This is a genomic window from Floridaenema evergladense BLCC-F167, from assembly GCF_041929205.2.
In the GTDB taxonomy this organism is placed as follows: Bacteria; Cyanobacteriota; Cyanobacteriia; order Cyanobacteriales; family Aerosakkonemataceae; genus Floridanema; species Floridanema evergladense.
Genome location: NZ_CM171625.1, coordinates 2,407,695 through 2,433,310 on the forward strand (window position 1 = coordinate 2,407,695; position 25,616 = coordinate 2,433,310).

General features: G+C 38.2%; 28 protein-coding genes and 1 tRNA gene. 22 read left to right on the forward strand and 7 right to left on the reverse strand.

Annotated elements, in window-relative coordinates; translation table 11 throughout:
* Positions 1-7 precede the first annotated feature (7 nt).
* From ACE1CA_RS11760 to ACE1CA_RS11775, 4 genes are all read right to left on the reverse strand, one after another.
* Complete coding sequence (locus ACE1CA_RS11760) at positions 8-697, reverse strand: TIGR04283 family arsenosugar biosynthesis glycosyltransferase (protein ID WP_413281065.1); 690 nt, start codon at positions 695-697, stop codon at positions 8-10.
* 3 nt (positions 698-700) lie between these two features.
* Complete coding sequence (locus ACE1CA_RS11765; RefSeq protein ID WP_413281066.1) at positions 701-1,309, reverse strand: TIGR04282 family arsenosugar biosynthesis glycosyltransferase; 609 nt, start codon at positions 1,307-1,309, stop codon at positions 701-703.
* A gap of 107 nt (positions 1,310-1,416) precedes the next feature.
* Entirely contained in the window at positions 1,417-2,388 is a 972-nt protein-coding gene (gene nadA, locus ACE1CA_RS11770) for a quinolinate synthase NadA (RefSeq protein ID WP_413281067.1), read from the reverse strand.
* A gap of 235 nt (positions 2,389-2,623) precedes the next feature.
* Entirely contained in the window at positions 2,624-2,923 is a 300-nt protein-coding gene (locus ACE1CA_RS11775) for a hypothetical protein (protein ID WP_413281068.1), read from the reverse strand.
* 169 nt (positions 2,924-3,092) lie between these two features.
* Here ACE1CA_RS11775 and ACE1CA_RS11780 point away from each other — a divergent pair, with 169 nt between their 5' ends.
* Together ACE1CA_RS11780 and ACE1CA_RS11785 are read left to right on the forward strand one after the other, a co-directional pair.
* A complete protein-coding gene (locus ACE1CA_RS11780; RefSeq protein ID WP_413281069.1) occupies positions 3,093-4,034 on the forward strand; it encodes a TIGR04168 family protein in 942 nt (313 codons plus the stop codon).
* Positions 4,035-4,064: 30 nt separating this feature from the next.
* Positions 4,065-4,151, forward strand: a tRNA-Ser gene (locus ACE1CA_RS11785).
* A 76-nt stretch (positions 4,152-4,227) separates the two neighbouring features.
* Here ACE1CA_RS11785 and ACE1CA_RS11790 read toward each other — a convergent pair.
* Positions 4,228-5,565, reverse strand: a complete 1,338-nt coding sequence (locus ACE1CA_RS11790; protein WP_413281070.1) for a tetratricopeptide repeat protein — start codon at positions 5,563-5,565, stop codon at positions 4,228-4,230.
* 293 nt (positions 5,566-5,858) lie between these two features.
* Here ACE1CA_RS11790 and ACE1CA_RS11795 point away from each other — a divergent pair, with 293 nt between their 5' ends.
* The 8 genes from ACE1CA_RS11795 to ACE1CA_RS11830 all read left to right on the forward strand — a co-directional run bounded on the left by ACE1CA_RS11795 (position 5,859) and on the right by ACE1CA_RS11830 (position 11,004).
* Complete coding sequence (locus ACE1CA_RS11795) at positions 5,859-6,230, forward strand: element excision factor XisH family protein (RefSeq protein ID WP_486517974.1); 372 nt, start codon at positions 5,859-5,861, stop codon at positions 6,228-6,230.
* The gene (locus ACE1CA_RS11800) at positions 6,200-6,535 is read left to right on the forward strand and encodes a XisI protein (RefSeq protein WP_413280395.1); all 336 of its coding nucleotides are present in this window, start codon (positions 6,200-6,202) and stop codon (positions 6,533-6,535) included. Before ACE1CA_RS11795 ends, ACE1CA_RS11800 begins: the two co-directional genes overlap by 31 nt.
* A 355-nt stretch (positions 6,536-6,890) precedes the next feature.
* The gene (locus tag ACE1CA_RS11805; RefSeq protein ID WP_486517776.1) at positions 6,891-7,052 is read left to right on the forward strand and encodes a hypothetical protein; all 162 of its coding nucleotides are present in this window, start codon (positions 6,891-6,893) and stop codon (positions 7,050-7,052) included.
* A gap of 39 nt (positions 7,053-7,091) precedes the next feature.
* Positions 7,092-7,313 (forward strand): hypothetical protein, encoded by a 222-nt coding sequence (locus ACE1CA_RS11810; protein ID WP_413263516.1) that lies wholly within the window; start codon positions 7,092-7,094, stop codon positions 7,311-7,313.
* Between the two features lie 2 nt (positions 7,314-7,315).
* Positions 7,316-7,747, forward strand: coding sequence for a PIN domain-containing protein (locus ACE1CA_RS11815; protein ID WP_413280394.1), 432 nt, complete (start codon positions 7,316-7,318; stop codon positions 7,745-7,747).
* 582 nt (positions 7,748-8,329) lie between these two features.
* Positions 8,330-10,171, forward strand: coding sequence for a response regulator (locus ACE1CA_RS11820; protein WP_413280393.1), 1,842 nt, complete (start codon positions 8,330-8,332; stop codon positions 10,169-10,171).
* 47 nt (positions 10,172-10,218) lie between these two features.
* A complete protein-coding gene (locus ACE1CA_RS11825) occupies positions 10,219-10,599 on the forward strand; it encodes a response regulator (RefSeq protein WP_413280392.1) in 381 nt (126 codons plus the stop codon).
* A gap of 189 nt (positions 10,600-10,788) precedes the next feature.
* A complete protein-coding gene (locus ACE1CA_RS11830; protein WP_486517777.1) occupies positions 10,789-11,004 on the forward strand; it encodes a hypothetical protein in 216 nt (71 codons plus the stop codon).
* A 28-nt stretch (positions 11,005-11,032) separates the two neighbouring features.
* On the opposite strand, the gene ACE1CA_RS11835 is transcribed toward ACE1CA_RS11830, so the two are convergent.
* Complete coding sequence (locus ACE1CA_RS11835) at positions 11,033-12,952, reverse strand: GTPase family protein (RefSeq protein ID WP_413280391.1); 1,920 nt, start codon at positions 12,950-12,952, stop codon at positions 11,033-11,035.
* A 118-nt stretch (positions 12,953-13,070) separates the two neighbouring features.
* On the opposite strand from ACE1CA_RS11835, the gene ACE1CA_RS11840 reads away from it, so the two are divergent.
* From ACE1CA_RS11840 to ACE1CA_RS11855, 4 genes are read left to right on the forward strand one after another with little or no spacing between them, the layout of a single operon-like run.
* Entirely contained in the window at positions 13,071-13,493 is a 423-nt protein-coding gene (locus ACE1CA_RS11840) for a deaminase domain-containing protein (protein WP_413280390.1), read from the forward strand.
* Between the two features lie 21 nt (positions 13,494-13,514).
* Positions 13,515-14,261 (forward strand): hypothetical protein, encoded by a 747-nt coding sequence (locus tag ACE1CA_RS11845; RefSeq protein ID WP_413280389.1) that lies wholly within the window; start codon positions 13,515-13,517, stop codon positions 14,259-14,261.
* A gap of 2 nt (positions 14,262-14,263) precedes the next feature.
* Positions 14,264-14,473, forward strand: a complete 210-nt coding sequence (locus ACE1CA_RS11850; protein WP_413280388.1) for a hypothetical protein — start codon at positions 14,264-14,266, stop codon at positions 14,471-14,473.
* 52 nt (positions 14,474-14,525) lie between these two features.
* Complete coding sequence (locus ACE1CA_RS11855; RefSeq protein ID WP_413280387.1) at positions 14,526-15,077, forward strand: Uma2 family endonuclease; 552 nt, start codon at positions 14,526-14,528, stop codon at positions 15,075-15,077.
* Between the two features lie 236 nt (positions 15,078-15,313).
* On the opposite strand, the gene ACE1CA_RS11860 is transcribed toward ACE1CA_RS11855, so the two are convergent.
* Positions 15,314-15,460 carry a hypothetical protein gene (locus ACE1CA_RS11860; RefSeq protein WP_486517780.1) on the reverse strand — a complete coding sequence of 49 codons (147 nt, stop codon included), beginning with the start codon at positions 15,458-15,460 and terminating at the stop codon, positions 15,314-15,316.
* Positions 15,461-15,689: 229 nt separating this feature from the next.
* Here ACE1CA_RS11860 and egtD point away from each other — a divergent pair, with 229 nt between their 5' ends.
* The 8 genes from egtD to ACE1CA_RS11900 all read left to right on the forward strand — a co-directional run bounded on the left by egtD (position 15,690) and on the right by ACE1CA_RS11900 (position 25,594).
* Entirely contained in the window at positions 15,690-16,670 is a 981-nt protein-coding gene (gene egtD / locus ACE1CA_RS11865; RefSeq protein WP_413280386.1) for an L-histidine N(alpha)-methyltransferase, read from the forward strand.
* A 156-nt stretch (positions 16,671-16,826) separates the two neighbouring features.
* Positions 16,827-18,179: a 5-histidylcysteine sulfoxide synthase gene (gene ovoA / locus ACE1CA_RS11870; RefSeq protein ID WP_413280385.1), complete on the forward strand. Its 1,353-nt coding sequence runs from the start codon at positions 16,827-16,829 to the stop codon at positions 18,177-18,179.
* A 293-nt stretch (positions 18,180-18,472) separates the two neighbouring features.
* Positions 18,473-20,026, forward strand: coding sequence for a radical SAM protein (locus tag ACE1CA_RS11875; protein WP_413280384.1), 1,554 nt, complete (start codon positions 18,473-18,475; stop codon positions 20,024-20,026).
* Positions 20,027-20,689: 663 nt separating this feature from the next.
* Complete coding sequence (locus ACE1CA_RS11880; RefSeq protein ID WP_413279053.1) at positions 20,690-21,808, forward strand: mechanosensitive ion channel family protein; 1,119 nt, start codon at positions 20,690-20,692, stop codon at positions 21,806-21,808.
* A 203-nt stretch (positions 21,809-22,011) separates the two neighbouring features.
* Entirely contained in the window at positions 22,012-23,598 is a 1,587-nt protein-coding gene (locus tag ACE1CA_RS11885) for a mechanosensitive ion channel family protein (protein ID WP_413279054.1), read from the forward strand.
* A gap of 111 nt (positions 23,599-23,709) precedes the next feature.
* The gene (locus tag ACE1CA_RS11890) at positions 23,710-23,841 is read left to right on the forward strand and encodes a hypothetical protein (RefSeq protein ID WP_413279055.1); all 132 of its coding nucleotides are present in this window, start codon (positions 23,710-23,712) and stop codon (positions 23,839-23,841) included.
* A gap of 54 nt (positions 23,842-23,895) precedes the next feature.
* Positions 23,896-24,441: a hypothetical protein gene (locus ACE1CA_RS11895; RefSeq protein ID WP_413279056.1), complete on the forward strand. Its 546-nt coding sequence runs from the start codon at positions 23,896-23,898 to the stop codon at positions 24,439-24,441.
* A gap of 79 nt (positions 24,442-24,520) precedes the next feature.
* On the forward strand, positions 24,521-25,594 hold the full coding sequence (locus tag ACE1CA_RS11900) for a substrate-binding domain-containing protein (protein WP_413279057.1): 1,074 nt from the start codon (positions 24,521-24,523) through the stop codon (positions 25,592-25,594).
* Positions 25,595-25,616: the final 22 nt, after the last annotated feature.

The following is a 25,616-nucleotide window of genomic DNA, read 5'->3' on the forward strand; positions in this document are numbered from 1 at the left end:
ATGAAAGTTAATTGCGCTTTTTTCGATAAAAAGTTGCTAATTTTTCCGGGGGAACTCCAAGATAATAACCAAGAATAACTAATTGGTTAATTAGGGTAGTTTTGACAATACCAAGTTGTTGCCAACGACGACCTGATGTGATAACTGGTGTATTAATAATGGCAAGTTTTCTGGTGTTTCTTAATTGCTGGATAAAAACAAAATCTTCCATAATTGGTAGGATGGGAAAACCACCATTTTTATTGAAGATTTCGGCTTTGACAAAAATAGCTTGATCGCCGTAAGGTAGGGAGAGAAAATGCGATCGCAAATTCACCATCATTTCCACTAACCTAATCCCTTTAACTTTCGCATCAATTGCTAATTCAAAAGCACCCCCAACTATTTCCGGTTTTTGTATTGCTTCCCAAATCATTAACTCAAAATTAGCAGGTAAAATCGTATCGCCATGCAAAAATAGGAGAATGTTTCCGGTTGCGATCGCCGCACCAGCATTCATTTGAATCGCACGTCCACGCGGAGAAATTAAAACTTTTACTCCTAAAGATTTGGCTATTTCTACAGTTTCATCCTTGCTACCCCCATCAACCAAAATTACTTCTACATCAACAGCATTTTGCGCTGCTAATACAGTTTTACTAATATTTCTACCTTCATTTAATACCGGGATAATAATAGAAATCTTAACTTTTTGCATGGGTTACAAATTCAATGATATAAGGTCTTCTGGTCTGTCAATGTCAGAAAGAGTGGTAAGATAACCAACTGCTAACTTCAAATTTTCTGCAATTTTAACAGTTTCTTGCAATACCTCAGAAGTTCCCCAGTTAATTCCTAAAAACAATTCGGGAATTAACCGCTTTAACCCAATTAAATAATAACCTCCATCAGTTGCGGGGCCAAGTACTAATTCATGTTGAAAAAGTGCTGCAAATGCTTCTGCTATGATTTGGGAAGTTAATGTCGGACAGTCCGAACCAATAATTACAGCTTGCTCAATTCCATTGTTGAAAGCTGTTTTAAAAGCTGTTGCCATTCTCTTACCTAAATCGCCTTCTATTTGTTGTTTATAGGTAAGATTTTCTCCTAACCATGTTTGCATTAACTGTTGGTTTCCGCCAGTAAAATGCACTTCCATTAAAACATTTTGCAATTCTTTTACTTGAGTAATCACAGTCTCAGTTAATTGCCGATGCAAATTTGCTGCACCTTCAGCACCAAGAATCGGAATTAATCGCGTTTTGGTTTTCCCTGGTTCGGGGTAGCGAGTAAAAATTATTAAACAGTTTTTTGTGTTGTTGTTAGTCATTAGTTAGCATGAAAATTTTAACCACGAGGCGGAGCCTGGAGTTTCTCGTTCCCAGGTTCAACCTGGGAACGAGGGAGAGGGAGGTTCTACCTCCTTACTAGAGCTAGTTAACTCATTTCTAACATTCTTTGCATGGGACGTAATGCGGCGATTCTGAGATGTTCTGGTAACGTAAGTTCTGGAGTGCGATTTTTCATTGCTAGATATAGCTTTTCTAAGGTATTTAATCGCATGAAAGGACATTCGTTGCAAGCACAATTGTTTATTGGTGGTGCGGGAATAAAATGCTTTTGCGGTTCCTGTTTTTGCATTTGGTGAATAATTCCTGGTTCGGTTGCTACTATGAATTCTTGAGAAGAATTTTCGTGAGAATATTTCAATAAAGCACTGGTAGAACCGATAAAATCAGCGTGATGTAAAACTGGTGGTTCGCATTCTGGATGTGCTAAAACTTTGGCTTGGGGATGAGCAATTTTTAACTGGACTATCTTCTTTTCAGAAAAGTTTTCATGGACGATACAAGCACCTTGCCAAATTACCATTTCTCTTCCAGTTTGCTGCATTACGTAGCGTCCTAAATTGCGATCGGGCCCAAAAATAATCGATCGATCTTCCGGGATTTGGTTAACTATTTTTACCGCATTAGAACTAGTGCAAATAATATCGCTCATCGCCTTAATTTCTGCCGAACAATTGATATAAGAAATTACCAAATGTCCGGGATGTGCAGCTTTAAAAGTAGCAAATTCATCAGGAGGACAACTATCCGCCAAAGAACATCCAGCCTTGAGATCTGGTAAAAGTACCAATTTATCAGGGTTAAGAATTTTGGCGGTTTCTGCCATAAAGTGAACCCCTGCAAAAACTATTACTTCCGCATTTGTACTGGCGGCTCGTCGGGAAAGTTCCAAGGAATCACCGATATAATCTGCTACATCTTGAATGTCTGGATCTTGATAATAGTGAGCCAGAATAACTGCATTTAGTTCTTTCTTCAGAGCTTTTATCGCTCCCACTAAATCATAAGGGATAGCTGGAGTTTCAGTGATTTTCCTGAAAGATAATGTATTAATAAACACGGGTAATTTTTAGTTAAAGTAAGAAGACTTGATTGATGCTGTTCGTTAATTATAGTTGATTTTACTAAAAATGTGGGTAGAGGGTATCAGTAAGAGTTACGTAAACTTGGGCTATGAGCGTTACTCAGATTTTGCATAAAGAGGCTGGAGTTTCGTTCCCAGGTTGAATCTGGGAACAAGATAACGAAATAACCCCCTTACTAAACGGGGGCTTTCTTAAGAAAGATCGAACCATTCAATGACTATGTTGATGGTTATTTGGTATTGGCATGGGTTGAGGAGATTGTTGTGCTGGGGGAGAGTGGCGAACTAATCCCATTGCGTGCGTGCCAAAACTTGCCAGTCCCATTGTTACTAATCCGGCGCTGAGTAATCCCATCGAAACTAACCCGGCTGAGAAAATTCCCATCGAAATTATACCGATCGACACAATTCCATGAGTTGAAACGCCGATCGCCACAATTCCATGCGCTGACACACCAATGGCTACAGTACCATGAGCCACAGTCCCTATAGACAACCATTTCTTTTTCATAACAAACCTGCTGCCGAAAGCTTTAATTCGGCAATACTTTAGGCAGATTTACTTGGCTTGTCAAAAGACAGGTTGTAATAATGCTTGATTTGGCGATCGCTCTGGAGTAAGCTGCAAGAATAGCCCATGTTTGCCTATCCTAAGAAAAGATGAAGAAATAAAGTAAGGCATGGGCATTTTGGGAAATCAAAATCAACTAATTAAAATTGCAGTGGTCGGAGATGTTCACGACCAATGGGAAGCGGCAGACGGAGAAGCTTTACGTTGCTTGGGTGTGGACTTAGTGCTATTTGTGGGGGATTTTGGCAATGAGTCAGTAGAAGTGGTGGAGGCGATCGCATCTCTCGACATCCCGAAAGCCGCAGTTTTGGGCAATCATGATGCTTGGTACACTGCTACCGAATGGGGTCGTCAGCGCTGTCCATACGATCGCAAGCAGGAAGATTGGGTTCAAGATCAGCTAGATTTACTGGGAGAATCTCATGTCGGGTATAGTAAACTCGATTTTCCACAGTTTAACTTAACTGTTGTGGGCGGTCGTCCTTTTAGTTGGGGTGGCGAGGTTTGGAGAAATGCCGATTTTTACCTAAAGCGTTATGGTGTAACAGATTTTACTCAGTCCACCGAGCGAATTATGGCAGCAGTCAAGGACGCTGCTTATGATAGGATTATTTTTCTAGGTCATAATGGCCCATTGGGGTTAGGCGATCGAGCGGAAGACCCTTGTGGGAAAGACTGGGAACCTTTGGGCGGAGATTTTGGGGATTTGGATTTGGCAGATGCGATCGCGCAATCAAAAAACTTGGGAAAATCTGTTCCCCTAGTGACATTTGGACACATGCACCATCACCTCCGTCACCGCAAAGACCGCTTACGCACCCCCATTTCCACCAGTGACGATGGTACGGTGTATTTAAACTCTGCGAGTGTACCCAGAATTATCCACAAAGGCGATCGCACTCAGCGAAATTTCTCCTTAGTGACATTGCAATCTGGTATCGTGACTCAAGCATCCTTAGTTTGGGTTGACAAAGACTATAGCGTGATTTCTGAGGAAATACTCTATCAACTTTCCCCAAATCAGGCGCAAACAGCCTGTAGTCATTTGTAATTATTCCTGATAAGATAAACAAATGTGCCTGGAGAGGTGGCAGAGTGGTCGATTGCGCTTGACTTGAAATCAAGTGTGGCAGCAATGTCACCGTGGGTTCAAATCCCACCCTCTCCGTTGAATTTTTTAGTTGGTAATAATACTGCAAGCTAGATACCCGACTTCTTCAAGAAGTCGGGTATCTGTGTAAAATTTAGAGCAACTCCTTAAATTCAGGATATTCTCGAATTAAATCAAAATCTTTATCAGTATTTGCTCTTTCTTTGTATTTGGGGTTGAGTTTAATAGCTTGTTTCAAATTCTTCACTGCTAACGGTAAGTCTCCTTGTAATCCATAGATGCAAGCTTTGTTATACCAGGCACCATAATCATCAGGTTTGTAGTGTAAACCTTTATCATAACAAGCAAGTGCTTCTTCATATTTTCCTAACTCTTCTAAAGCAACTCCCCTATTTGACCAAGCTCGATAATTATCACGTTTGTAGTGTAAAGCCTTATCGTAAGAAGCAAGTGCTTCTTCGTATTTTCCTAAATCGAATAAAGCAGATCCTCTGTTTAACCAGGCTCCATCATCATCAGGGTTGTAACGTAAAGCTTGATCATACGAAGAAAGTTCTTCTTTATATTTCCCTAAATGACCAAAAACCAACGCTCGATTGTAATATCCACTAGAAAAATAAGAGTTTCTTTTCAGACATTCGTTTAAATCTTTTAGAGCCTTCTGATCTTCTCCTAAATAATATAAAGCCAAGCCTCTATTATTGTAAGCAATGTACTCTTTTCCTTCAGTATCCAAATTAATAACTTTTGTGGAATCTTCAACTACTCCTTTATAGTCCTCCAAGTAAGATTTTGCATATCCTCTCTGATTATAGGCATCCAAATATTGTGGGTCTAAGCTAATCGCTTCAGAAAAATCTTTAATTGCCTCCTCATATTGTCCTAGTTCTAAATAAACAGAACCTTTGCCAAAATATGCTTCATAATAATTTTTATTATGCTTAATTGCTAATTCAAAATCTGTCAGAGCGTTTTGACTGTCTCCTTCTTTAAAATAAAGATTACCTCGTCCAAAATAAGCATCTACTAAGTTAGGATCAATTTCTATAGCATTATTATAGTCCTCAAAAGCTTTCTCTATTTCTCCTAGTTTAGAACGTGCATAACCTCTACTAACATAAGCTTTAGCAGAATTAGGATTAACTAGAAGAGCATTTGTATAAAATTCTATAGCCTTTTCAAAAATTTTTTTACTTGATTGTTCTAATCCAGCATTGAGAAGCTGACTGTCAATAGGTAAGTTGCCAGATTGATTATTTTTATATTCATAAAGATTTGCTTCTATTCCTTTATCAATTCTTAGTATGGAATCTGTTCTTACTATAGAATTATCAGAGAAAAATATTATATTAATAGTATGTGCATAAACCGAATTTGCATTTAATAAACCCGATGCTAAAAACAGAATCAATAAGCCAATTAGTGAAAGTGAGGGAATTGTTTTTTCTGATAAATGTGAAAAGTGAAACATACTTAATTCTGCCTCCTGATACAATTTAAAGTTTAAAATCCTAAATTAGGGAAATTTCTAAATCCCCACATTTACCAAATCTTTAGCAAATTTGGTAAAATATTATACTACTTTATAATAAATTATTTGAGTATGTTATTACTTTAACAATACCTTAACAATAGCCGTTTTTCAGAAATTACAATAAAACTGAATTCAGTTACAATGGAGAAACACTTTATCTTAATCTCATCCCAGCCAAAGACGTTTATCATAATGCTGTAAAGCAGGCACTTATCAAAGATGGCTGGACAATTCTGAAAGAAAACTATGAACTGGAGTACGAGGGAGACAGCTTATATCCAGACTTCGCTGCTGAGAAATCTATTGCGGCAATACGAGACAAAGAACGAATCCTTGTAGAAGTCAAAAGCTTTCTTGGACGATCGTTCATTAGTGACCTACAATCTGCGATCGGTCAATACATCATGTACCAAGAAGTGGTCAAAGTTCAGACCTTAGATTTCAAACTGTTCTTAGCAATTCCAGCTGACCTGTATCACAATAATTTTCAAACACCACTCGCTCAATTAATGCTTCAAACAACCCAAATCAACCTATTAATTTTTGATCCAATCCAAGAGGCGATCCAACAATGGATAAACTCAACCACTACCGAAACCTAATCCAGAAAATTCTAGAGGAATATCACAAACTCGGTTCAGGTAACTCCGATATCGAATCTACACTACTATTTGACCCGATTCGAGATCAGTATCTTCTTCTGAAAATGGGGTGGCATCAAGATAAGCGCATCAAACGCAATGTCATTCACCTTCGTTTGAAAGATGAAAAAATCTGGATTGAAGAAGACTGGACGGAAGATGGCGTTGCAACTGATCTGCTACAAGCTGGAGTGCCTCGTGAAGATATTGTTCTAGCTTTTCATCCACCCCGTTTACGTCAGTTTACCGAATTCGCTGCCATATAACTTAATTTGGTACTGTACACCATTAATTGTTATTGGTGACAATAATTAAATAAGATTTGGATGAGGCATTGTGATCGAGCTTCCGTCCGATCGCAAACTGAAACTTCTAATTTGTGCGATCGCGATTTTTGTTTGTGGGCAGGAGAAACAGCAAAACTGTTAAGAAGGGGATAAGCTGTCACGCATTTAAATCACTTATTAAGATTGCAGGGGAGCAGGGGGGCAGGGGAGAGAATTAGACGAATTTTCTTCTGTTTCCAAACAATCCAATTTAAATGCGGAACAGCTTAACCGAGAGGAAAATGAGTTTGCTTGGCAAGTTTCGCTTGAGGATATTAAGGCAAATAATTACAATTTGGATATTAAAAACCCTCACCGAGTTGATGTAGAACAGGCTAATTTAAATGAAATGTTGGCAGATTATCAAAAGTTGATGGCAGATTTGAATGAGGTGCGGAGTAAATTGAAGTTTGAATTGATGGAAGCGTTGGGGGATGATTCAAAAATAGGGAGTTAGAGTTACAATAAGCTTGATGAATTCAATGAGGTAGTTAAAATGCTTACAGGATTTGAGTTTGAAACTAGAACAAAAGATGGGTTAATCCAAATTCCAGAGGAGTACAAAAAAGATTTTGGTGATGGAACTGAAGTAAAAGTAATTATTTTGAAATCTGCTAAAAAGATTTCTAAAACGGGTATGTTTGCAGAAATGATGCGAAATCCGGTTAAGGTAGAAGGACTACGTTCAATGAAAAGGGATGAAATATACGATCGCTAATTATGCCTAATCAGCTTTGTTTCCTTGACTCTAATATCTGGTTGTATATTTTAATGACCGATCCCAGAAATAAACCAGAAGAAGAAATGAGAAAACGACAGGTTGCTATTGAATTAACTGAAAATGAAAACGTGGTGATTAGCATCCAAGTAATCAATGAAGTTTGCTCTATTCTCAACCGAAAAGCTAGTTTTAATGAAAATCAGATTAAACAAGCAATTCAAGAATTTTATAATGGTTGTGTTGTAGTGAATATCAATTATGAAACTTTGATACTAGCTTCTAATTTGCGGAGTCGGTATAATTTCTCTTTTTGGGATGGGTTAATTGTTTCTAGTGCCTTGGAAGCAGGAGCAAGTATCCTTTATTCTGAAGATATGCAGGATGGGTTAGTTGTTGAAAATAGGCTGGAAATTGTGAATCCTTTTAAATAAAAGCAAATTTAAATGCGCGATCGCATAGCGAGAAACTGATGGAAGTGGCGGCGCGGGAACTGTTGGCTGTGCGATGCTTAGGTAAGTATTAGAAAGGCGATCGGACGGGATCTCGATCGCAAACTGAAACTTCTAATTTTTACGATCACGATTTTTATCTGCAACCTGAACAAATACCTAAATTACTGCGCCAAGGTAACTTTTTCAGCTAGATATGGAAAATTTAATTGATGAAGTTATAACTAACTCATCAATATCTCTCTGTTTTGTAAAATTTTAGATTTTCTTTTGTATTGAAATTTTCCGTAACTCTCAGAATCGTATAAATCTAAAGGGTTACAGCAATTCTAAATTAATTCTTTTCTGTAACAGTAACTACTAAAAAACCAGCGACAATAAAAGTAACCAGTACTCAACAGCCAACTTAAACAAGTCGTCCAAAAGGGTGCGCTATTTATTAAGCTATTGGCTGATAGTTGACAGCTTAATAAATAACTAATTCAGCAAGTGAGAATTAACTATTAAAAATCAGCACTAGATTCAGAATTAGCGATCATACTCTCCATCAAGGAAGAAAAATTAATGAAAATTTTATTAGTAGAAGACGACTCTTTGACGAGTTCAGCCCTAGCTGAAACTCTTACAAATCACCATTACACAGTTAATGTGGCTGCCGATGGATTAGTAGCTCAGGAGTTAGCTTTAGAATACGAATATGATTTAATTTTGCTGGATATTGTAATTCCCAAACTTGATGGAATCAGCCTTTGTAAACAACTCCGTACTAAAGGCTATCATAATCCAATCTTGCTTTTAACAGCTAAAGATAGCAGTAACGATCGCGTTATGGGCTTAGATGCTGGAGCCGATGATTACGTTGTCAAACCTTTCGATTTAGAAGAACTAATGGCAAGAATTCGCGCCTTACTGCGGAGAGGAAAACCTATTTCCTCTTCTTTAATTACTTGGGAAAATGTTTACTTCGATTCAGTTAACAACGAAGTAAAATGTGGGCAAAAACTATTACACCTGACACCAAAAGAATATTGCTTACTAGAGCTATTTCTATTAAATCCCAAGCAAATTTTTAGTCGGCGAGCTATTTTAGACCGCTTGTGGGATTTTGCAGAAGCACCCGGAGAAGAAACAGTTAGCACTCATATTAAATGTTTGCGCCAAAAACTGAAAGCAGCAGGTGCAGCCGATATGATCGAAACAGTTCATGGTTTAGGTTATCGGCTGCGCGTTCCTTCTGAGCAAGCAAAAACAGCAACTTCTCCTAACTTTCAAATTCCCGAACCAAAAACTGATGCTAATTATCGTCAGCGAGTAGAAGCAGCAACTTTTAAAGTCTGGGAAAAGTTTCAAGGAAAAATGTTCGCGCAAATCGCCACACTTGGAGAAGCCGCAGCTGCTTTAACAGATGGAAATTTGACAGCAGAATTACAACAACAAGCAAAACAAGAAGCGCATAAATTAGCCGGATCTTTGGGTATTTTTGGTTTTATGGAAGGCTCAAGGTTAGCTAAGGAAATGGAAGAGTTATTGCAACTAGATTATTTACAACTAGAGGCGGAACAAGTCAAGCGAATTTCTGAATTAGCCGCAGCAATATATAAAGAAGTCCAACCGAATTCTTCATCTGTGGCAACATCAACAGCAAATTCTTACTCACCTTTAATTTTAATAGTGGATGATGATTTAGTCTTAGCAGAACGGGTGCGAATTGAAGCGATCGCCTGGAAATTTCGAGTAGAAATTGCTACCGACTTAACTGTTGCTCGCAAAATAATTTCCCAAAAATCACCCGATATAGTTCTCCTAGACTTGAACTTTCCTAGCGCTAGAGAAGATGGAATTACCTTACTAGAGGAAATAACTCAGCGCGTTCCTTCTATTCCAGCGATCGCCCTAACTGGAAGAGAAAGTTTGAGCGATCGAGTAGCCGTTGCTCGGTTAGGAACTCGTGCTTTTTTACACAAACCATTACCCGCAGATCAAATTCTAAAAGTAGTCAGCGAAGTACTTGCTCAACACCAAAAAACTTCCCGAAATCGCATTATGATTGTTGATGACGATCAAGTAGCCTTAGCACATCTTTCCAACCTTTTAAAATCTTGGGGTGTCGAAGTCACAACTTTAGAAAATCCGCAAAATTTCTGGCAAATTTTCACCGCTTGCGCCCCCGATCTGCTCATCCTCGACCTAGAAATGCCTGACTTCAACGGTGTAGAATTGTGTCAAGTAGTTCGCAACGATCCGCAATGGCATCATCTGCCAATTTTGTTTGTTTCTTCACACACTGGAACCGAACAAATAGAGCAAGCTTTTGCCGCTGGCGCAGATGATTACATTAACAAATCCGTAGTGGGAACTGAAATAGCAACCCGAATTATTCGCCGCCTTAAACGTAGTCCTAATTAATTATCATGGTTAATTGCAGACTTAAAATACAGCTTGTGTATTGAATTATGAGTAAAAAAATTCTCGTAGTTGACGACGATGAAGCAATTCAAGAAGTCATTAAAAGTTGTTTGGAAGAATTAGCAGGGTGGCAAATACTGCTAGCAAGTTCAGGTTTAGAAGGATTTCGCATCGCCAACTCTGAACCATTAGATGCTATTTTACTAGATATTTCTATGCCGGAAATGAACGGTATTGAGATGTTGCAAAAGTTACAAGAAAATTCTGTAACCCAGAAAATTCCCGTCTTTTTATTAACTGCTAGAACTCTGTCTCCCATTCAACAACAGTTTCTTCAATTAGAGCAAGTTGCTGGCGTAATTGCTAAACCTTTTAATATCATCAAATTAGTTGAACAAGTGTCCCAAAGTTTAGGCTGGGAAGTTTAACTTTTGTAAACTTCAAGTTTTCTTGCGCCTCTGCGCCTCTGCTTTCACGTAAGCAATTATGTAGCTTTGTAACTTTCCCTTAATTTAAAGCTCATCTTCAAAAATTCTTCAATTTTCCCTCATATCCTCAAAACATCGCTGGTAAATCAATTGTCATCATTCCTCTGTTAGTGAGCGAGGTCTAAGAAAATGGCAAGTTGTCCCTGTTGTTCTCATACAATGTTGCGGCATATTCGTCACAACCAAATTTTTTGGTACTGTCGCCACTGTTGGCAAGAAATGCCTAATTTTAATTCTTCTCCTTCGCTGTCAAAGTATAGCCAGTCTTTGGAAAATTTCATGCAGAAAAAAGTGTCAGTGTGTGAATTAATGAAGACTGAAAAAGTTCGCCAAAGTGTCTCTTAATTTGAGCTACTAACACTATTAGTAAATTCTACTTTTTAGTAGAATTTAAATAGTAATTATACCGTTCTTGTAGTTGTGCAGTTGTGAGATTTTGTGTCCAAAACTCGACTACGGTGTGACCAAATGCCCAAGCATTACGATCGGGCGCACCAGAATTTTCTAGTAACAGTAGCCAAAGCGGTCTTAAATCAAAATCAATTGGTTTAGATTTGTCATTTAAAAGTGTGTAAATCTCATAAGCCATTTGTAGTTTACCAATAACAATGGGCAATTGTTCGACAGGAATTTGTTGAGCTAAAGCAAAAGCTAAAGATGGCGATCCAGTAGACATAGTAGAGATAAATTGTAGGATTGGACTTTTCAAGAAACTTGCTAATCCTTGAGTAGTTGTCATCTGGAAAGTGTAACGATCGATGATTTTAGCAGCAGCGACAGTTCGGGCTTCTAAGTTACGCAAAAATCTGGCTAAACGGAGTTGTTTAGCAGGTGCGATCGCATTTACTAAAGCCAAAGATAACGCTTCAATATTCCAAGCTTGGCGATTACTTTGACTATCCGAAGTTACAACAGGTAAAACTAATTTGCTGAACTCTCCTAACTGTTTAGCACGATATTCAGTTGCTTCTCGAATGGCGATTTCTTTTGGTTTATCTCCCCATTGCCAATCATAGAAAGGTTCCCATTCCCGAATCGGACGTAAGCGATCGACTTGAGTTACAACTGTAATTACAGGTAAATCTGCAACTTCTTCTTTAATATCTTGCAGAAAATCTACATCCATCTGTAAAGCTGGATCTAAAGCGGGAGTAACTAATAACAAAAGATCGCCATTTGTCGCATAATCAATTACTAAATCCCGTAACTCTCCCCGCTTTATTTGTTCATAACCAGGAGTATCCCAAAGAGTTAAACTCTCTCCGGTTTGGGCTTTCCATTCATAACTTTGAATTTTATCTGTGCTAGGCAAAACATCTACATCGGCTAAATCTGCTTGAAACAAACTATTAATTAAACTGCTTTTTCCCGATCCAGTTCTTCCTGCCAATAGAATATTTACGGGTTTTTGTTCTACTTTTTCTACGGGTTCAGCTTGAGTTAAAATCTCTCGTAAAGTTTGGGTTTTTGCTTGGGGAAGAGTGGGTGTAGCAACAGCAGTTTCAGAGAGATTTGCGGCAATACCGCTGTAAAGTTGAATTGCTTGTCCAGCTAAATTTCGTAATGCAGCTTCCCGCAAAAGTTGACCTAAGTTTATTAATAATTGCTGAGTTGCTTGGTTGCTGGAACGCTGACTAGCTACTCTTGCTAACGCCGCTGCTGGGTTAATTACCCATTGTACCCAATTCCAAATTTGCCAAAGTTTTCGCGCCGAAGGTTCTAATCTTTGATACACTTCATAAGCTTCTACTGCTTGTCCAACTGTTACTTGATTTAATGCAGGAGATAATCTTTGCATCCAGCGATCCATATCATCTACTGTGCCCCGAATTAGAGAGTAAGCTTGAGGAACGTAGATGTTAAGTAAAGGATATTTTACTTCTGGATTGTAGGCGCGTGCGATCGCAATTACTAACTGCTGACAGCGTTGCCAAAAAGTACCCCAATCTTCCCAAACAGGGCGATCGTTTTGGGCAGTTTTTAATACTTCTTGTAACGCCGCTTCCGCTTTCGTTGCTGCATCTTTTCCCCCAGGTAAACTTAGCCGATCTTCAGCAGCTTCTTCCAGTTCTTTGTTTACCTCAGCAACCACAGTTTCGATTTGTGCTACCACAGGTTGCGTCCATTTTACCAACAACCAACGCCAACCCACCAAAATTATAGTAAAGATCGCCCAAATCCAATTAATTCCCCAAGCGTGAATTTGTTGCCCTGCTGCTACCATCAGGAAAGCAATGATAGTAGCGATCGGCGTTGCTAATACAACGATTTTCCAAGGTTTTAGTCGTACCATTGTCCTCAACCTTTCTAATTAAACGAACAAGATAACCTGTATTATCAATGCTAGTATTTCTAATTTATAAAAACACCATCAGAAGCGATGAGGAGTTGAATTTCTGATAAAAGAGCGTTTGCAAGAAAGTGCTGCTCTAATTCGAGAGCGATATCTGAGAAAACCTATTGGTAAAAGCAATGTTGCAGTTGCTCAAGTAAATATCGAGGGTGATGTAACTTTTTGTGCAGCGGGAACATCTAAAGGCGGGAAAAACAGCCCCACACCTCAACCTAAACCCAAATCTCAAGGAGGGCAATTTGAACCAACTATTGATTCTCGTACTAATCGCTTTATGGACACTGATGCAGAGTATAAAGTATTATCAGCAATTGCGGAAGCTCTTGAGATGTTCTACGATCTTCAAGTAAAGGGAAATCTCTATCTTTACACTGAGCTACAACCCTGTGAAAGCTGTGAAAATATAGTCAAGCAATTTGAGGAGAAGTTTCCCAACATCAAAATAGAATTATTTTGGGATTATCCTTATCCATCGGAGTGAGTATAAAGGAGGGATTTTTTTATGGTATTGCGATCGAGCCAATCAGAGCAAAAATTACCCTCTATAGAGATGTTACCTGACTCTCTAAAAGTATTACTTAATAAAATTAAGCAACAACATTACGCAGAACTTTATGAATTAGAAGCAGATGGCACAACTTCACTTCAAGATGATTTAAATGAAATTTTACAAGCATTTCGTATTAGTAACCAGACGCTTACTCACCTGCGTTATGTGTGGATGACGCTAATTTTATTATTAGTTGTCGAACCTACCTTAGAATATTATCAACCAAAGGACTCTTCACCCACAGATATAATTCTTGAAATCTCATTATGGTTAATTGCAAATACAAAAAAAATCCTCAATGATGAAGTTAAGACAATTGAGTTTGATGATAGGGAATTGTTGAAAAAGGATATAATAGGAAATTATGATTTGTCACACGACACTAATAAAAATCCAGTCAGCCTACAGGTATTGTATGAAGCTCAAGATGTCTTTAAAAATGCGATCCGGGTTCTTGATTATGAGCAATCTGTAGAAGCAATTATAGAGATTTTAGATGATTGCTTAGAGGGTTATGCAATTTTCCCTGGTTCATACGGAAGGCGTGAACTATTTGAATGGTGGCTGTTAGAGGTAGTTCCAGCAAGTTGGTTTTTACTAATGCCTAAGTCTTTCTATGTGGTAGAAGATTTGCCTAATAAAGAAGAGATTAGATTACGTCAGATTCGTATAATGGAAAAAATAATTTATTTTCTGTAAGCATGATTATCCAAAGTTTTGTTCCTGATTGGTTTTTTAATGCAGAACAACAAAAGCGTTTATCTGAATTAATGAATCTTTGGCGAACTGCACGCGATCGAGGACAAACACTTCCAGCAGAACAGCAAACAGAATTAGATAAGCTTGTAGAAGCTGAATTAAAAGCTGCTACAGCCCGAACAGCAGCTTTGGTGCAACAAATAAATTCATGAATCCATTAAGTTACGATCGTAAAATGGAAAAGAAAAGAGAAAAACGATCGCTATGCCAATAACTACAGCTAAGTGGACAATAGATGATTATCATCGCATGATAGCAGCAGGCATTTTGGACGATCGGCGCGTGGAATTGCTGAAGGGAGAAATAGTTGAAATGCCACCAGAAGGAGAACCGCACGCTTATTTTAGCAGTGAAGCTGGAGAATATTTAATTCGATTGTTGGGCGATCGCGCTACTATTCGGATTGCTAAACCAATTACTCTTCCTAATAACTCCGAACCTGAACCTGATATTGCGATCGTACAACGATTAGGGCGTGAATACCTCAAACATCACCCTTACCCGGAAAATATTTTTTGGTTAATTGAATACTCGAATACCAGCTTAGATAAAGATCTGGAAGTAAAAAGTAAAATTTATGCTGAAGTGAGAATTGCTGAATATTGGGTAGTTAACCTCAAGAAAAGACAGTTGATATTATTTCGAGAACCTGAAGATGGGGAATATGCTTCTAAGTCTACATTAGCAGTTGGCACAATTTACCCTTTGGCATTTCCCGATTTGGCTGTATCGGTAAGTGCGATCGTCAGCATTTAGCCATTCTCCCAACTCCACAAAACTAACTCCTTCCAGGAACCGACTGAAGTTAACTGATTGGCTCAACTTTAGCTAGCTTCTAGATATTAGCCGCAATATTATACTCTATTTTGTCCATTATTCAGACAATAATAAAGTTAGCATTCTGGAATGTTCATTTAGCACAAAAAATGGCATAATGTTTTAGTCACAGCGCGGCTAGAGTAAATGGCATTTCACTAGCGTCCAAGCAAAAATTAACAACCACCTTTTTCCCCTCCATAAAAGGGAAGTGACATATTTTTGTATTGCGAAAACAATGCACCAGTTGAAAAAGGTGAAAACCCCTTGCACAAAATTTGTTTAATTTCTGCTTTCTTGAAATAGGTGAGTTTTACTCCCATAGTAAATAATTCCTATTAACGCTTTTTTTTGACAAAATTTTTGAGAAATGATTAATAAAACTAATATAACTATTTCCCATCTTAGAGAGTGAATATACGATGATTATTATAGATTACTAATTTAGTAAAATCAAGTTTTCATACAAATAAATAATATTTAAATAAAAACTGTTGCCCCAAAAAACAAAATCTGCAATAGTGATTGTATACATTTCAGAACAAAAGTAAAATGACAACAACATTTTTGACAGTTACTAAGGGACAGCATCAAACTTTAAATAAGGATGGCGAAGATGTTATTAAAGGGCTAACAAAAAGCCCAAAAACTTTACCGCCAAAGTATTTTTATGACCATCAAGGTTCTCAACTATTTGAGCAAATTTGTGAGTTGGCAGAATATTATCCGACGCGAACAGAAGCATCCATTTTACGCGAATACTCTGATGAAATTGCCCAGATAACAGGTGCTTGTGAATTAGTAGAATTAGGTAGTGGTAGTTCGACGAAAACTCGCTTGTTGTTAAATGCTTATCAAGCCCAAAATTATTCCTGTAAATATGTGCCGATCGATGTCAGTGAAAGCATTCTCAAAGAGAGTGTACTGCAATTACAAAAGGAATATCCAGCTTTACAAATTAAAGCATTAGTAGGCACTTATGAGCAAGCCATTGCTCAATTAGAACCCACCTCTTTGCCAGCCAGAATGATTTTCTTTTTGGGGAATTCGATCGGGAATTTTAGCCCACAGGAGTACGATATTTTCTTAAAAGAAATTAATGATGTCCTTAACCCAGGAGATTACTTTTTGCTTGGCATTGACTTGCAAAAACCAAGAGAAATTTTAGAAGCAGCTTATAACGATTCTCAAGGAGTAACAGCGGCTTTTAATTTGAATATGCTCGAGCATTTAAACTGGCGGTTTCAAGGCAATTTTGACACAAATTTATTCACCCACCAAGCCATTTATAATCAAATAGAAAATCAAATTGAAATGTACTTACATTGTCAAAAAAGCCATGTAGTGAATTTAGAAAGCTTAGACTTAAAAATTCACTGGGAAGCTGGGGAAAGTATCCGCACCGAAATCTCTCGGAAGTTTGATTTAGAAACCGTAAAAAAAGACCTAGACTCCAAAGGATTAACACCCCTAAAAATCTTTACTGATTCGCCAAAATGGTTTGGTTTAGCCCTTTGTCAAGTGGCTAAATAGACATTTCCTTTCAAAGATTGTAGAGACGTTGTATACAACGTCTCTACAAGGGTTTCAAGTAACACACATTTAATTTCTGGAGATGTTTAATGAATTAGCGGCGATCGCTTAGTCAGCTTAATACCACAGTCCATTAGAAAAAGAAAAATTGCCACCATGAGTAGTCTAAAATTTGCATCACCAATCTCACTAAACACTTGCAACAAAGAAGCCATTTTCCATTACTTTCAAAACGCCTGGGAACTAGAAGATGTGCTGATGAACACCATAGTTTGCTCAGAAACATTCTATCTCAAACCAGATTCCTTAAGGAACCCCCTAATTTTTTACTTAGGTCATTCAGCGGCTTTTTATATCAACAAATTAATCATGGTGAATTTGTTGGAAAAAAGGCTTAACCCAGATTATGAATTGATCTTAGGAGTTGGGGTTGATCCGCAAACTTCTGGTCAACTGAAGGCAGAAACTTCTCATATTCAATGGCCTGAAGTAGAAAAAGTTTGGGAATATCGCAATCAAGTTTATCAAAGCATTTCAGAACTGATTAAAAACACGCCGCTTAATCTGCCAATTCATCAAAATCATCCCCTTTGGGCATTGATTATGGGAATTGAACATCAACGGATTCATTTTGAAACTTCTTCGATGCTAATTCGACAACTTCCTGTGGAAAAAGTTGCACGTCCCGAAAATTGGCAATATGCACCTTATAATAACAACCTTTGCCAAAATGAAATGATCGAAGTTTCTAGTGGGTTAGTTGAAGTTGGTAAATCCGAAGATTCTCCGCTTTTTGGTTGGGATTGTGAATATGGTTATCGACAAGTTAAAGTTGAACCATTTGCTGCCAGTAAGTATATGATAACCAATGGAGAATTTCAGGAATTTGTTAATGCTGGTGGTTATGAAAATCAAGTTTACTGGGATGAAGAATCTTGGGGTTGGAAAATTGAATATAACGTCAAACATCCCAAATTTTGGATACCTAATAATGGTGGCTACAAATATAGGGCAATGTTTGATGAAATTGAACTACCTTTAGATTGGCCTGTGGAAGTAAATCATTATGAAGCAATGGCTTACTGTCGCTGGAAAGGTGAGACAATTCGCTTAATGAGTGAAGCAGAATGGCATTTAGTAACTTATGGCTCTGATGCTAACGGAAAAACTTCTGAATTAGATAGAATCAATGATTTCAATCTTAATTTAAAATTTGGTTCACCTAGCCCAGTTGGTATATTAAAACAAGCCGAAAGCCCTTCTGGGTTGTACGATTTGCGTGGCAATGTTTGGGAATGGTTGAATGATGATTTTAACCCATTGTCAGGATTTAAAACCCATTTTCTTTATGAAGACAATGCAACTCCCTTTTTTGATAACCAACATAAGATGATGTTGGGTGGTGCTTGGGCAACAAATGGAACAGAAGCGTTAAAGTTTTATCGCAATTGGTTTCGTCCTAATTTCTATCAACACGCTGGTTTTAGAATAGCTGAGTCACAAAACTAAGAAGAGTAATTAGGTGCTGTGCAGGTGTTCTGCGATCGCCCAAATCACCAAGATATCATGGAAGACAAACTAAAACCATGCAAAAATTTTGGCATAAGCTCAAACATCAATAATTCCCTTAGAAGGGAATTATTAAAAAAATTGTAAATTTTGTTCAGTGTACACATCTGTTCACCTATCCTTCTATTTTAATAGAAGATTATTTCCCCGACTTGTCTTAGTGTTCCAAAGAATTGGCAGCATGACGGCTCAAAAGTTTCTGACAGTCATTTGTAAATAACCAACCCTGAACTATGGAAGCGAAAAAATCTCCAACAATTGGATTAGTTGAAGTTCCAGCAACAGGATTATTCGATTCTGAAGGCAAAAATTGGACTTCTCTGTACAGAAATCGTTCTTTAATCAGCAAGCAAGTTTTAATAGCTGACTTGCAAGCAGGGGGATTTGATGCACGATTAGTCAACCTCAGAGATGGCGATTATAGTGAAGAATTTGGGCAAGTTTTCTGGAAAGGGATGGCTCTACGGAAAACCTATGTAGGAGGCAGCATTTCGGCTCTCGATCCTCACGCATTCGATGCTTGGGGAGTTACAATTAATTTCTCCCAAGATCGTCAAGTTAGCTGTATGCTGATTGAGCATCTGGCAAAGGGAGGTCGTCCCATTGTGGTTGGGGGTTCGGATGCTTTCGCTGAACCACAGCACTACTTAAAGGCTGGTGCAACCGCAGTAGTTCAGGATAAATCAGGGGCAGCGAATTGGGCTATTTTTGACTATGTGTTGGGAAGAACTCCTAGAGAAGAACTTACGGGTGTGATTCTCGCAGATGGTAAACAGTATCCCAAGAAGACTAAAGCCAAAAGTCCAGATGAGTGGGCACTACCCTCGTTGGAAGTGGCGCGGGACTGTTTAGGAACACTCCCCAATGTCCAAGGATTTGCGCCAGTCGGTTCGGTAGTGGCTGACATTGGTTGCGATCGCACCTGCGATTTTTGCATGACACCCACCTACGGCACAGGTTTTCGGAGAATGTCCCCAGAAACAACCCTAAAATGGTTGGAGATCCAGAAAGAGGCAGGGGCTAAGTCGATCAATATCGGGTCCGATCAATTCCTCGCTCGTGGACTCTTTCCGGGAGGGCGAGAAGAGATCCTGGAAATTACCAATGGCGCACGGGAGATGGGAATAACTCTCATGTGGCCCAATGGTTTAGAACTGAGAAAAACAACTCTCGGCGCTGGGCGTAACTACGAAAGCACCGACCTCAGACCTGACGAAGAACTGATTGAAGCACTGTTTGGCTGGGATGGCAAAGTCGGTTGTCCTTTAGCTTATATACCAGCCGAACGTCCCGTGTTTGGACGAGAAGCCTACAAAAAGCTTCTGCCTTGGCAAGAGCATTGTGAGTTGATGAAATCTGTAGTCAGAACTGGTGTACCTGTGATCGGTTATGGCATTATTATCGGGCTACCCGATGATGACCATGAGGACTTGTTACGTCTTGAAGAAGCGATCGCAGAACTGGTAGATGAACTAGTAGAAATTAACCCGAAATTGGAATTTCAGACTTCTTGCTACAGCATTATTCCCTTACCTGGAACTGGTCAAGCCCAAAGCTTACGTAAGGCAGGACTGTTACAATTTGAAGACACCTGTCTTTGGGGAGTGTGGACAACGACTTCCAATACGCATCATCTTACCTACGAAGAAGTTTCCGATTGGCAAATTCGTCTATCTAAGATTCGCAGAGCACCTTCTGAATTTACCAACTATAACGGGGAATATTCAGGGATGGTTAGTGAAGCTTCCTCTGAGGACACAAAGATTGCATTGGCAAGTTTGAAGTGAACGCTGGCGATTATACTCGGTTGTAACGGCTCTCCCGTACTTGTGGTGGAAAACCCTGGTTTTAGGGACTGGGGACTGGGGACTGGGGACTGGGAAACCTTGTGGAGTAAGCACTTTGCTAATTAATTAGGTTTACTTATCACCATGATTACGGGAGAGCCGAATTTTCTAGGTATGTTGTTGCGCTTCAGCGCCTTTCTTTAGCGCTGAAGCGCAACAACATATTTTTTTGAATGTGCCAGTTGCGTAAGACCTGTTGTTCATTCCCGATCGCAGATCTGGGATTCCTACAAGTAAACAGAAAATGCGTTGGCAGGAAAAAGATGAAGAAAATTTTCAATTTTCTTCATCTTATATTTTTCTTATATTTTTCCACTACATTCTTAATGGTCTTGGTATCAACAAGAACATTTAGTAAATCCAGATGGATATCATCTGGTGCAGTCCAGCATTTCACTGACTCATTCATTTCCGGTAAATTCCCCCTAATAAACAACCCCTCCTGCCCGTTGACAGGGTGGTGTGCAATGGGAATTATGGGTAATCAAGCGGACATGATATCAGTAACCCTGATTTGCTCTTGATACTTAATTCAGTATTAAGTATTTACATTATCTAAGAAGTTTTAGATTTCAAAGTTTTGTTTCAATCTGAGGAAAGACTATGCAAGCAATTTTAGACACGGTGAAAAATCTCGATTATTCGGGCGTACCCATTGGCAAAATAGTTGCCGTCATTATCATATTGACGCTGACTCAAACGTTGAGAAGATTTGTAATTGCAGCTATAGTTAAAACTATTGAACGCTTTACTCGTAAAACCAAGACCACTCTCGACGATGAATTAATTGCGATTCTCAAACCGTCTTTAAGTTGGTTGATTTTGATTGGTGGATTGTGGATTGTCAAGGAAATTCTGGCGCAGGAATTAGGTCTTCAATTGAGCGAAACGATCGGCAGGGCGCTCAATTTGATAGTCGTCTTCATAATTGCTTATGCTGTTTATCGAGCGGCTTCTATCTTCGGTCAAATAATTGCTAATGTGTTGCTACATAGCGACACTGAGTTGGATGAATTGCTCAGACCTTTGATGCCGAAAATTTTTCAATCGGCAGCAATTATCGTTATTGCTATCAAGATTAGTGAAATCTTTTTAGGGCAATCAGCAGCAGCACTAGTTGGTTTATTAGGTGGTGCTGGTATTACTTTAGGTTTGCTGTTGAAAGATATTGTTTATGACTGGTTCTGTACAATTATTATCTACTCCGATGGTCTTTATAGAGAAGGCGATTGGGTAGGAGTAACGGGGTTAGAGGGCTTTGTACAGATACTTAGTATTGGATTTAGAACCACAACGCTTCATGTTGTTAAATGGGGTTCGATCGTGAAAATGCCCAACTCTAGAATGATTTCTGGAGTTGTGGAAAATTGGTCACAAAATCCGGGCGATGAATTAAAGTGGGGAATTAATTTAATTCTCAAAATTGACGGGATTTCCGCTAAGAAAACCGCAAAAATTTGCTCTGCTATTGAACAAATGCCGAAAAATATTAAGGGTTTTTCTCCCTCATGTATAGTTCGGTTTAAACAAATCGAGCAGAATGCCAGAGTAATTGAAGTTATTGCTTTTGTTAACGATGACAATCTCTACTTTGATGCAGAGAGAGAATTGAATCTAACAATATTAGAATTACTGGAGCAAGAGGGTATCGATTTCCTCCATGTGGAACTGAGAACCGAACCAGAAAAACGCAAACTTGCAGAGAGCGCAGTTAATAATTGAAAAAAAGAATGGGTTAACAAAAATATTTTGTCTCTGTCCCCATTCAAGCAAAAAGTGGAATGGGGAAGAAACAGAACTCTGTTTCTGGAATTTATTAAAAAACCTCAATTAACCTCGAATCAATAAGTTTATACTGCAAAGTAATTAAATTCTTCACCTATTTGATTTTTGCGTTAACTCCCAAAAACAATTTAGTAAAAACAATGAGCAACTTATTAATTATCTTGGCTGAAGTTGGTTTGGTAATAATTATTTTTCTATCCTTAATTTGGTTAGTTAATAGATTATCCAAGCTATTGATTAAATTTTCTCTATTCAAGCTGGACGATCGCCAAATCAAAAACCTGCGCCGGAACATTACAGGATTGTTGTTACTTGTTGGTGCGGTGTTGTGTATTTTGATTATAGGTATTAATGGTTTCTTGATTTATCAAGGTCAAGACCTGCAAAAATATACACTAAACTTGATTGGGCAAATCCCGGCAGGATTTTGGGTGACACTGGGAATTGGTATTGCTCAAAGTATTGGCGCAATAATTGTAGCAGCGATCGCACTGAAATTACTCAAATATAGTTTGAAAGTAGTGAGTAATCGCGCCAAAAATATAGAAAGAAGCACCGCAGACGATGAAATTATTGAAGCTTTCTTCAAGGCACTTTATCAAAGAATTAAATGGGGAATTTGGCTGTGGGTAATTATTTCTTGTGTTCTGTTTCTCCAATTTCCAGCAATAATTTCGGAATATTTGTCGATCGCACTAAGAATATACTTGATAACTGCTGTGGGATTACTTATCCTCAAAGCAGTGGCTTCGATCGTTGACATTTTCGATGCTCTCACCGTAAAATACTCTAGTCCTGATAACCTGTTAAGATTCTACGATCGCTTACGACACCTGATCCCATTTTTCAAGCGATGTTTAGAATTTGTTATTTATGTCTGCATCGCCACATTGGTAGTTCAGCAGATAGAGTCGATCGCCAAAATGTCAGATTTCGGTCTGCGACTGCTCAAAATTATTGCCATGATTTTCTTAAGTCAGGTAATTTTTGAAGTTATCTATTTAATTGCTGAAGAAGTAGTATTTAAAGAACAAAATTTGACGGACATCCAAAGAAGCAGACGCTTAACTTTGATTCCATTGTTTCGCAGTTTATTGCAATACTTAATTTATTTCACAGTTGGGATTTCTATCCTTTATACTCTCGACATTAATCCAACTCCCATACTAGCTGGTGCGGGTATTGTTGGTATAGCCGTTGGTTTAGGCGCACAGGCATTAATAAATGATATAGTCAGCGGCTTTTTTATTCTGTTTGAAAACTACTATTTAGTGGGTGATTATGTGGAGTTGAGAAAAGACGAAGAAACAAAATTAGAGGGGATTGTGGAAGCGATCGAACTTAGAACCACCCGCATCCGACATCCCAACGGTCAATTACAAATTATTCGCAATGGTGAGATGGGTTCAATTACCAATTACTCCAAACAATACATCTTTGCCGTAGTCGAAGTTGGTGTACCTTATAATTCTAACTTGGCTCATGTTTATCAAGTAATTGAGGAGGTAGGAAAACAATTAAAAGCTAATTACTCAGATGTCCTCGAACCCACACAAATAGATGGGGTAGAAAGTCTAGGCGAATCTAACTTAATGCTGCGAACATTAACCAAAGTTAAGCCCGGAAAACATCTTCACATTCAGCGCATTCTGCGAAAGAATTTTATGGATATCTTGTTTCGAGAAGGTATTTTGCTTCCTGCTTATACTCAAAGTAGTGAAGATTAATTAGTTAATCCAGTTAATAATGTATAAATTCAACAAATTTTAATAAATTTCTGAGCTATTAGCCATTAAAATAACAAACAGGAGAAAGGATTATCTGGGAAAGCTTTGGAAATGTTTAGGCAAGAAATTCTCTCAGACACTTCGATCGATTGGCAAAATATAGAACAAAAATATAATTTTGTTTGCGTAAAGAAACACGCAATTTCTGATGCTCTGTTTGCTCAACTCAAAGATAAGTTCTAAAAATGAATTGCTCGATCGCACTACCCAAAAAAACACCAACCAACTAAAAAAACTATGATGTTTTACGCAAAGACTTGGCAAAGCATTTTAATTATTACAGGGATGGCTGTTTCTGCCTCTTTCATCTATACCTGTAAAGCACAAGCTCAATCAAAAATTGAGCCTGGAAACATACTAATCACCCAAAATTTAGGGGGAATAGTCCGCAAAATTACCCTAGAAGAAGTAGCACCTCCAGCAATGTCTTCAGCAAAAACAGTAACTAATGCTCAATTTAACCAAGCCCGAATAGAACTCAAGTCTGACGGTTCATTAATGTACATACTCAGAGGCAAAAATCAACAAGGTTTTGAAGTGGAAGTACAAGTTACTCCTAATGGTACCGTCCTTCAAGTTGATGAACAAATCGATCCCAGCGGAGTTCCTGAAATTGCCACAAAAGCTTTCAAAAGATGGGCACCAAATGACCAACTTATCAGTATTTGGCGGAGTACTCGTCTTGGCGAATTATACTATCAATTTGTCCTTCAGGATTTTTGGTTAGAAATTGCTCCTGATGGTAGTAAAGTCATCATTAACCGCAAAAAAGTTCAGATTTAGTCAATTAAAAGTCTCAGACTATAATTCTGGGACTACCCAACATCATGTTGGCATATACTGACTAATTAAAAACAATAGCTTGGCTTACGTAGCTACAATTTTTAATCGCTATCAAACCTTATTTAATCAGACACAAATGAAAATCAAAGCGATCGACAACTGGCAGAAAAAATTAACTGCCACATTAACAATAACCACAATTTCTTTGACGAGTAATGCTGTTTGGGCGCAACTTAGAGGCGGTGGTGATTCTTTTGCCGAACCTCTTTATCAGCGATATAGCAAAGAATACGAACAGCAAACAGGAGAAAAATTTAACTACAGTATTATTGGCAGTGGTGGTGGAATTCGGTTGTTTGTGAACAAATCGATCGACTTTGGTGGCAGTAGTTTAATTCCCACACCTATTGAAAAAAATCAAATGGAAGATGGTTTGTTAATGGTACCTACAGGAGGAGGTGCATTAGCTATTGTTTATAATTTGCCAGGTGTGAAAAGAGAAGTCAGATTATCTCGCGATCAATTAGTGAAAGTTTTTACAGGTAAAATTACCAATTGGCAACAGATTAATTCCAGCCTTCCCAATCAAAAAATTCAAGTAGTCGTTTGTTCTGGCAACTGCGCTACTAGCTTTATCCTCACTAAATACTTAAACAAAATTACTGGAGGAAAAGTACTAGCTAGTAGAAATCCTGATTGGGGATTTAATGTATTTTCTGCTTTTCCCACAGATAGTGGAATAGCAGGAGAAATAAGCAGAATTGATGGTACTATTGGTTATGTACAAAGTAACTTTGCTCTAGCCAACAATCTATCTATTGCTAGTATTGAAAATCAGAAAGGTCGTTACGTACAACCAACTTTGGCAGAAACCAAAAAAGCTCTAGCAAATGTCAAGTTTAATGATGACTTTACTACTGAAGATATCAAAGATCCTGAAGATGGTTATCCTTTGGTAAGTTTAACTTGGTTGTTAGTTTATAGAAGATATCTGAATCCAGATATGCTAAAAGCAATTCAAAATTTGTTGAATTGGATTTTAATCAAGGGTCAAGCATTTAATGAGCAGTTGGAGTACACGAAAGTTCCTGAAGATGTCGCTAAAAAAGCGATCGAAGCTGTAAATAATGAATTGAAAATTCGACCTTATTAAAATAAAAATTTTCTCTTTAGCA

Bases quoted from the DNA above. Each gene is read 5' to 3' on its own strand.
- ACE1CA_RS11880 (WP_413279053.1), top strand. From the start codon at position 20,690: ATGCAAGCAATTTTAGACACGGTGAAAAATCTCGATTATTCGGGCGTA.
- ACE1CA_RS11775 (WP_413281068.1), bottom strand. From the start codon at position 2,923: ATGAAAAAGAAATGGTTGTCTATAGGGACTGTGGCTCATGGTACTGTA.
- ACE1CA_RS11855 (WP_413280387.1), top strand. From the start codon at position 14,526: ATGCCAATAACTACAGCTAAGTGGACAATAGATGATTATCATCGCATG.
- ovoA (WP_413280385.1), top strand. From the start codon at position 16,827: ATGAGTAGTCTAAAATTTGCATCACCAATCTCACTAAACACTTGCAAC.
- ACE1CA_RS11875 (WP_413280384.1), top strand. From the start codon at position 18,473: ATGGAAGCGAAAAAATCTCCAACAATTGGATTAGTTGAAGTTCCAGCA.
- ACE1CA_RS11895 (WP_413279056.1), top strand. From the start codon at position 23,896: ATGATGTTTTACGCAAAGACTTGGCAAAGCATTTTAATTATTACAGGG.
- ACE1CA_RS11765 (WP_413281066.1), bottom strand. From the start codon at position 1,309: ATGACTAACAACAACACAAAAAACTGTTTAATAATTTTTACTCGCTAC.
- ACE1CA_RS11835 (WP_413280391.1), bottom strand. From the start codon at position 12,952: ATGGTACGACTAAAACCTTGGAAAATCGTTGTATTAGCAACGCCGATC.
- ACE1CA_RS11810 (WP_413263516.1), top strand. From the start codon at position 7,092: ATGCTTACAGGATTTGAGTTTGAAACTAGAACAAAAGATGGGTTAATC.
- ACE1CA_RS11800 (WP_413280395.1), top strand. From the start codon at position 6,200: ATGGATAAACTCAACCACTACCGAAACCTAATCCAGAAAATTCTAGAG.
- egtD (WP_413280386.1), top strand. From the start codon at position 15,690: ATGACAACAACATTTTTGACAGTTACTAAGGGACAGCATCAAACTTTA.
- ACE1CA_RS11830 (WP_486517777.1), top strand. From the start codon at position 10,789: ATGGCAAGTTGTCCCTGTTGTTCTCATACAATGTTGCGGCATATTCGT.
- ACE1CA_RS11890 (WP_413279055.1), top strand. From the start codon at position 23,710: ATGTTTAGGCAAGAAATTCTCTCAGACACTTCGATCGATTGGCAAAAT.
- ACE1CA_RS11860 (WP_486517780.1), bottom strand. From the start codon at position 15,460: ATGGGAGTAAAACTCACCTATTTCAAGAAAGCAGAAATTAAACAAATT.
- ACE1CA_RS11820 (WP_413280393.1), top strand. From the start codon at position 8,330: ATGAAAATTTTATTAGTAGAAGACGACTCTTTGACGAGTTCAGCCCTA.
- ACE1CA_RS11825 (WP_413280392.1), top strand. From the start codon at position 10,219: ATGAGTAAAAAAATTCTCGTAGTTGACGACGATGAAGCAATTCAAGAA.
- ACE1CA_RS11780 (WP_413281069.1), top strand. From the start codon at position 3,093: ATGGGCATTTTGGGAAATCAAAATCAACTAATTAAAATTGCAGTGGTC.
- ACE1CA_RS11815 (WP_413280394.1), top strand. From the start codon at position 7,316: ATGCCTAATCAGCTTTGTTTCCTTGACTCTAATATCTGGTTGTATATT.
- ACE1CA_RS11850 (WP_413280388.1), top strand. From the start codon at position 14,264: ATGATTATCCAAAGTTTTGTTCCTGATTGGTTTTTTAATGCAGAACAA.
- ACE1CA_RS11845 (WP_413280389.1), top strand. From the start codon at position 13,515: ATGGTATTGCGATCGAGCCAATCAGAGCAAAAATTACCCTCTATAGAG.
- ACE1CA_RS11760 (WP_413281065.1), bottom strand. From the start codon at position 697: ATGCAAAAAGTTAAGATTTCTATTATTATCCCGGTATTAAATGAAGGT.
- ACE1CA_RS11790 (WP_413281070.1), bottom strand. From the start codon at position 5,565: ATGTTTCACTTTTCACATTTATCAGAAAAAACAATTCCCTCACTTTCA.
- ACE1CA_RS11885 (WP_413279054.1), top strand. From the start codon at position 22,012: ATGAGCAACTTATTAATTATCTTGGCTGAAGTTGGTTTGGTAATAATT.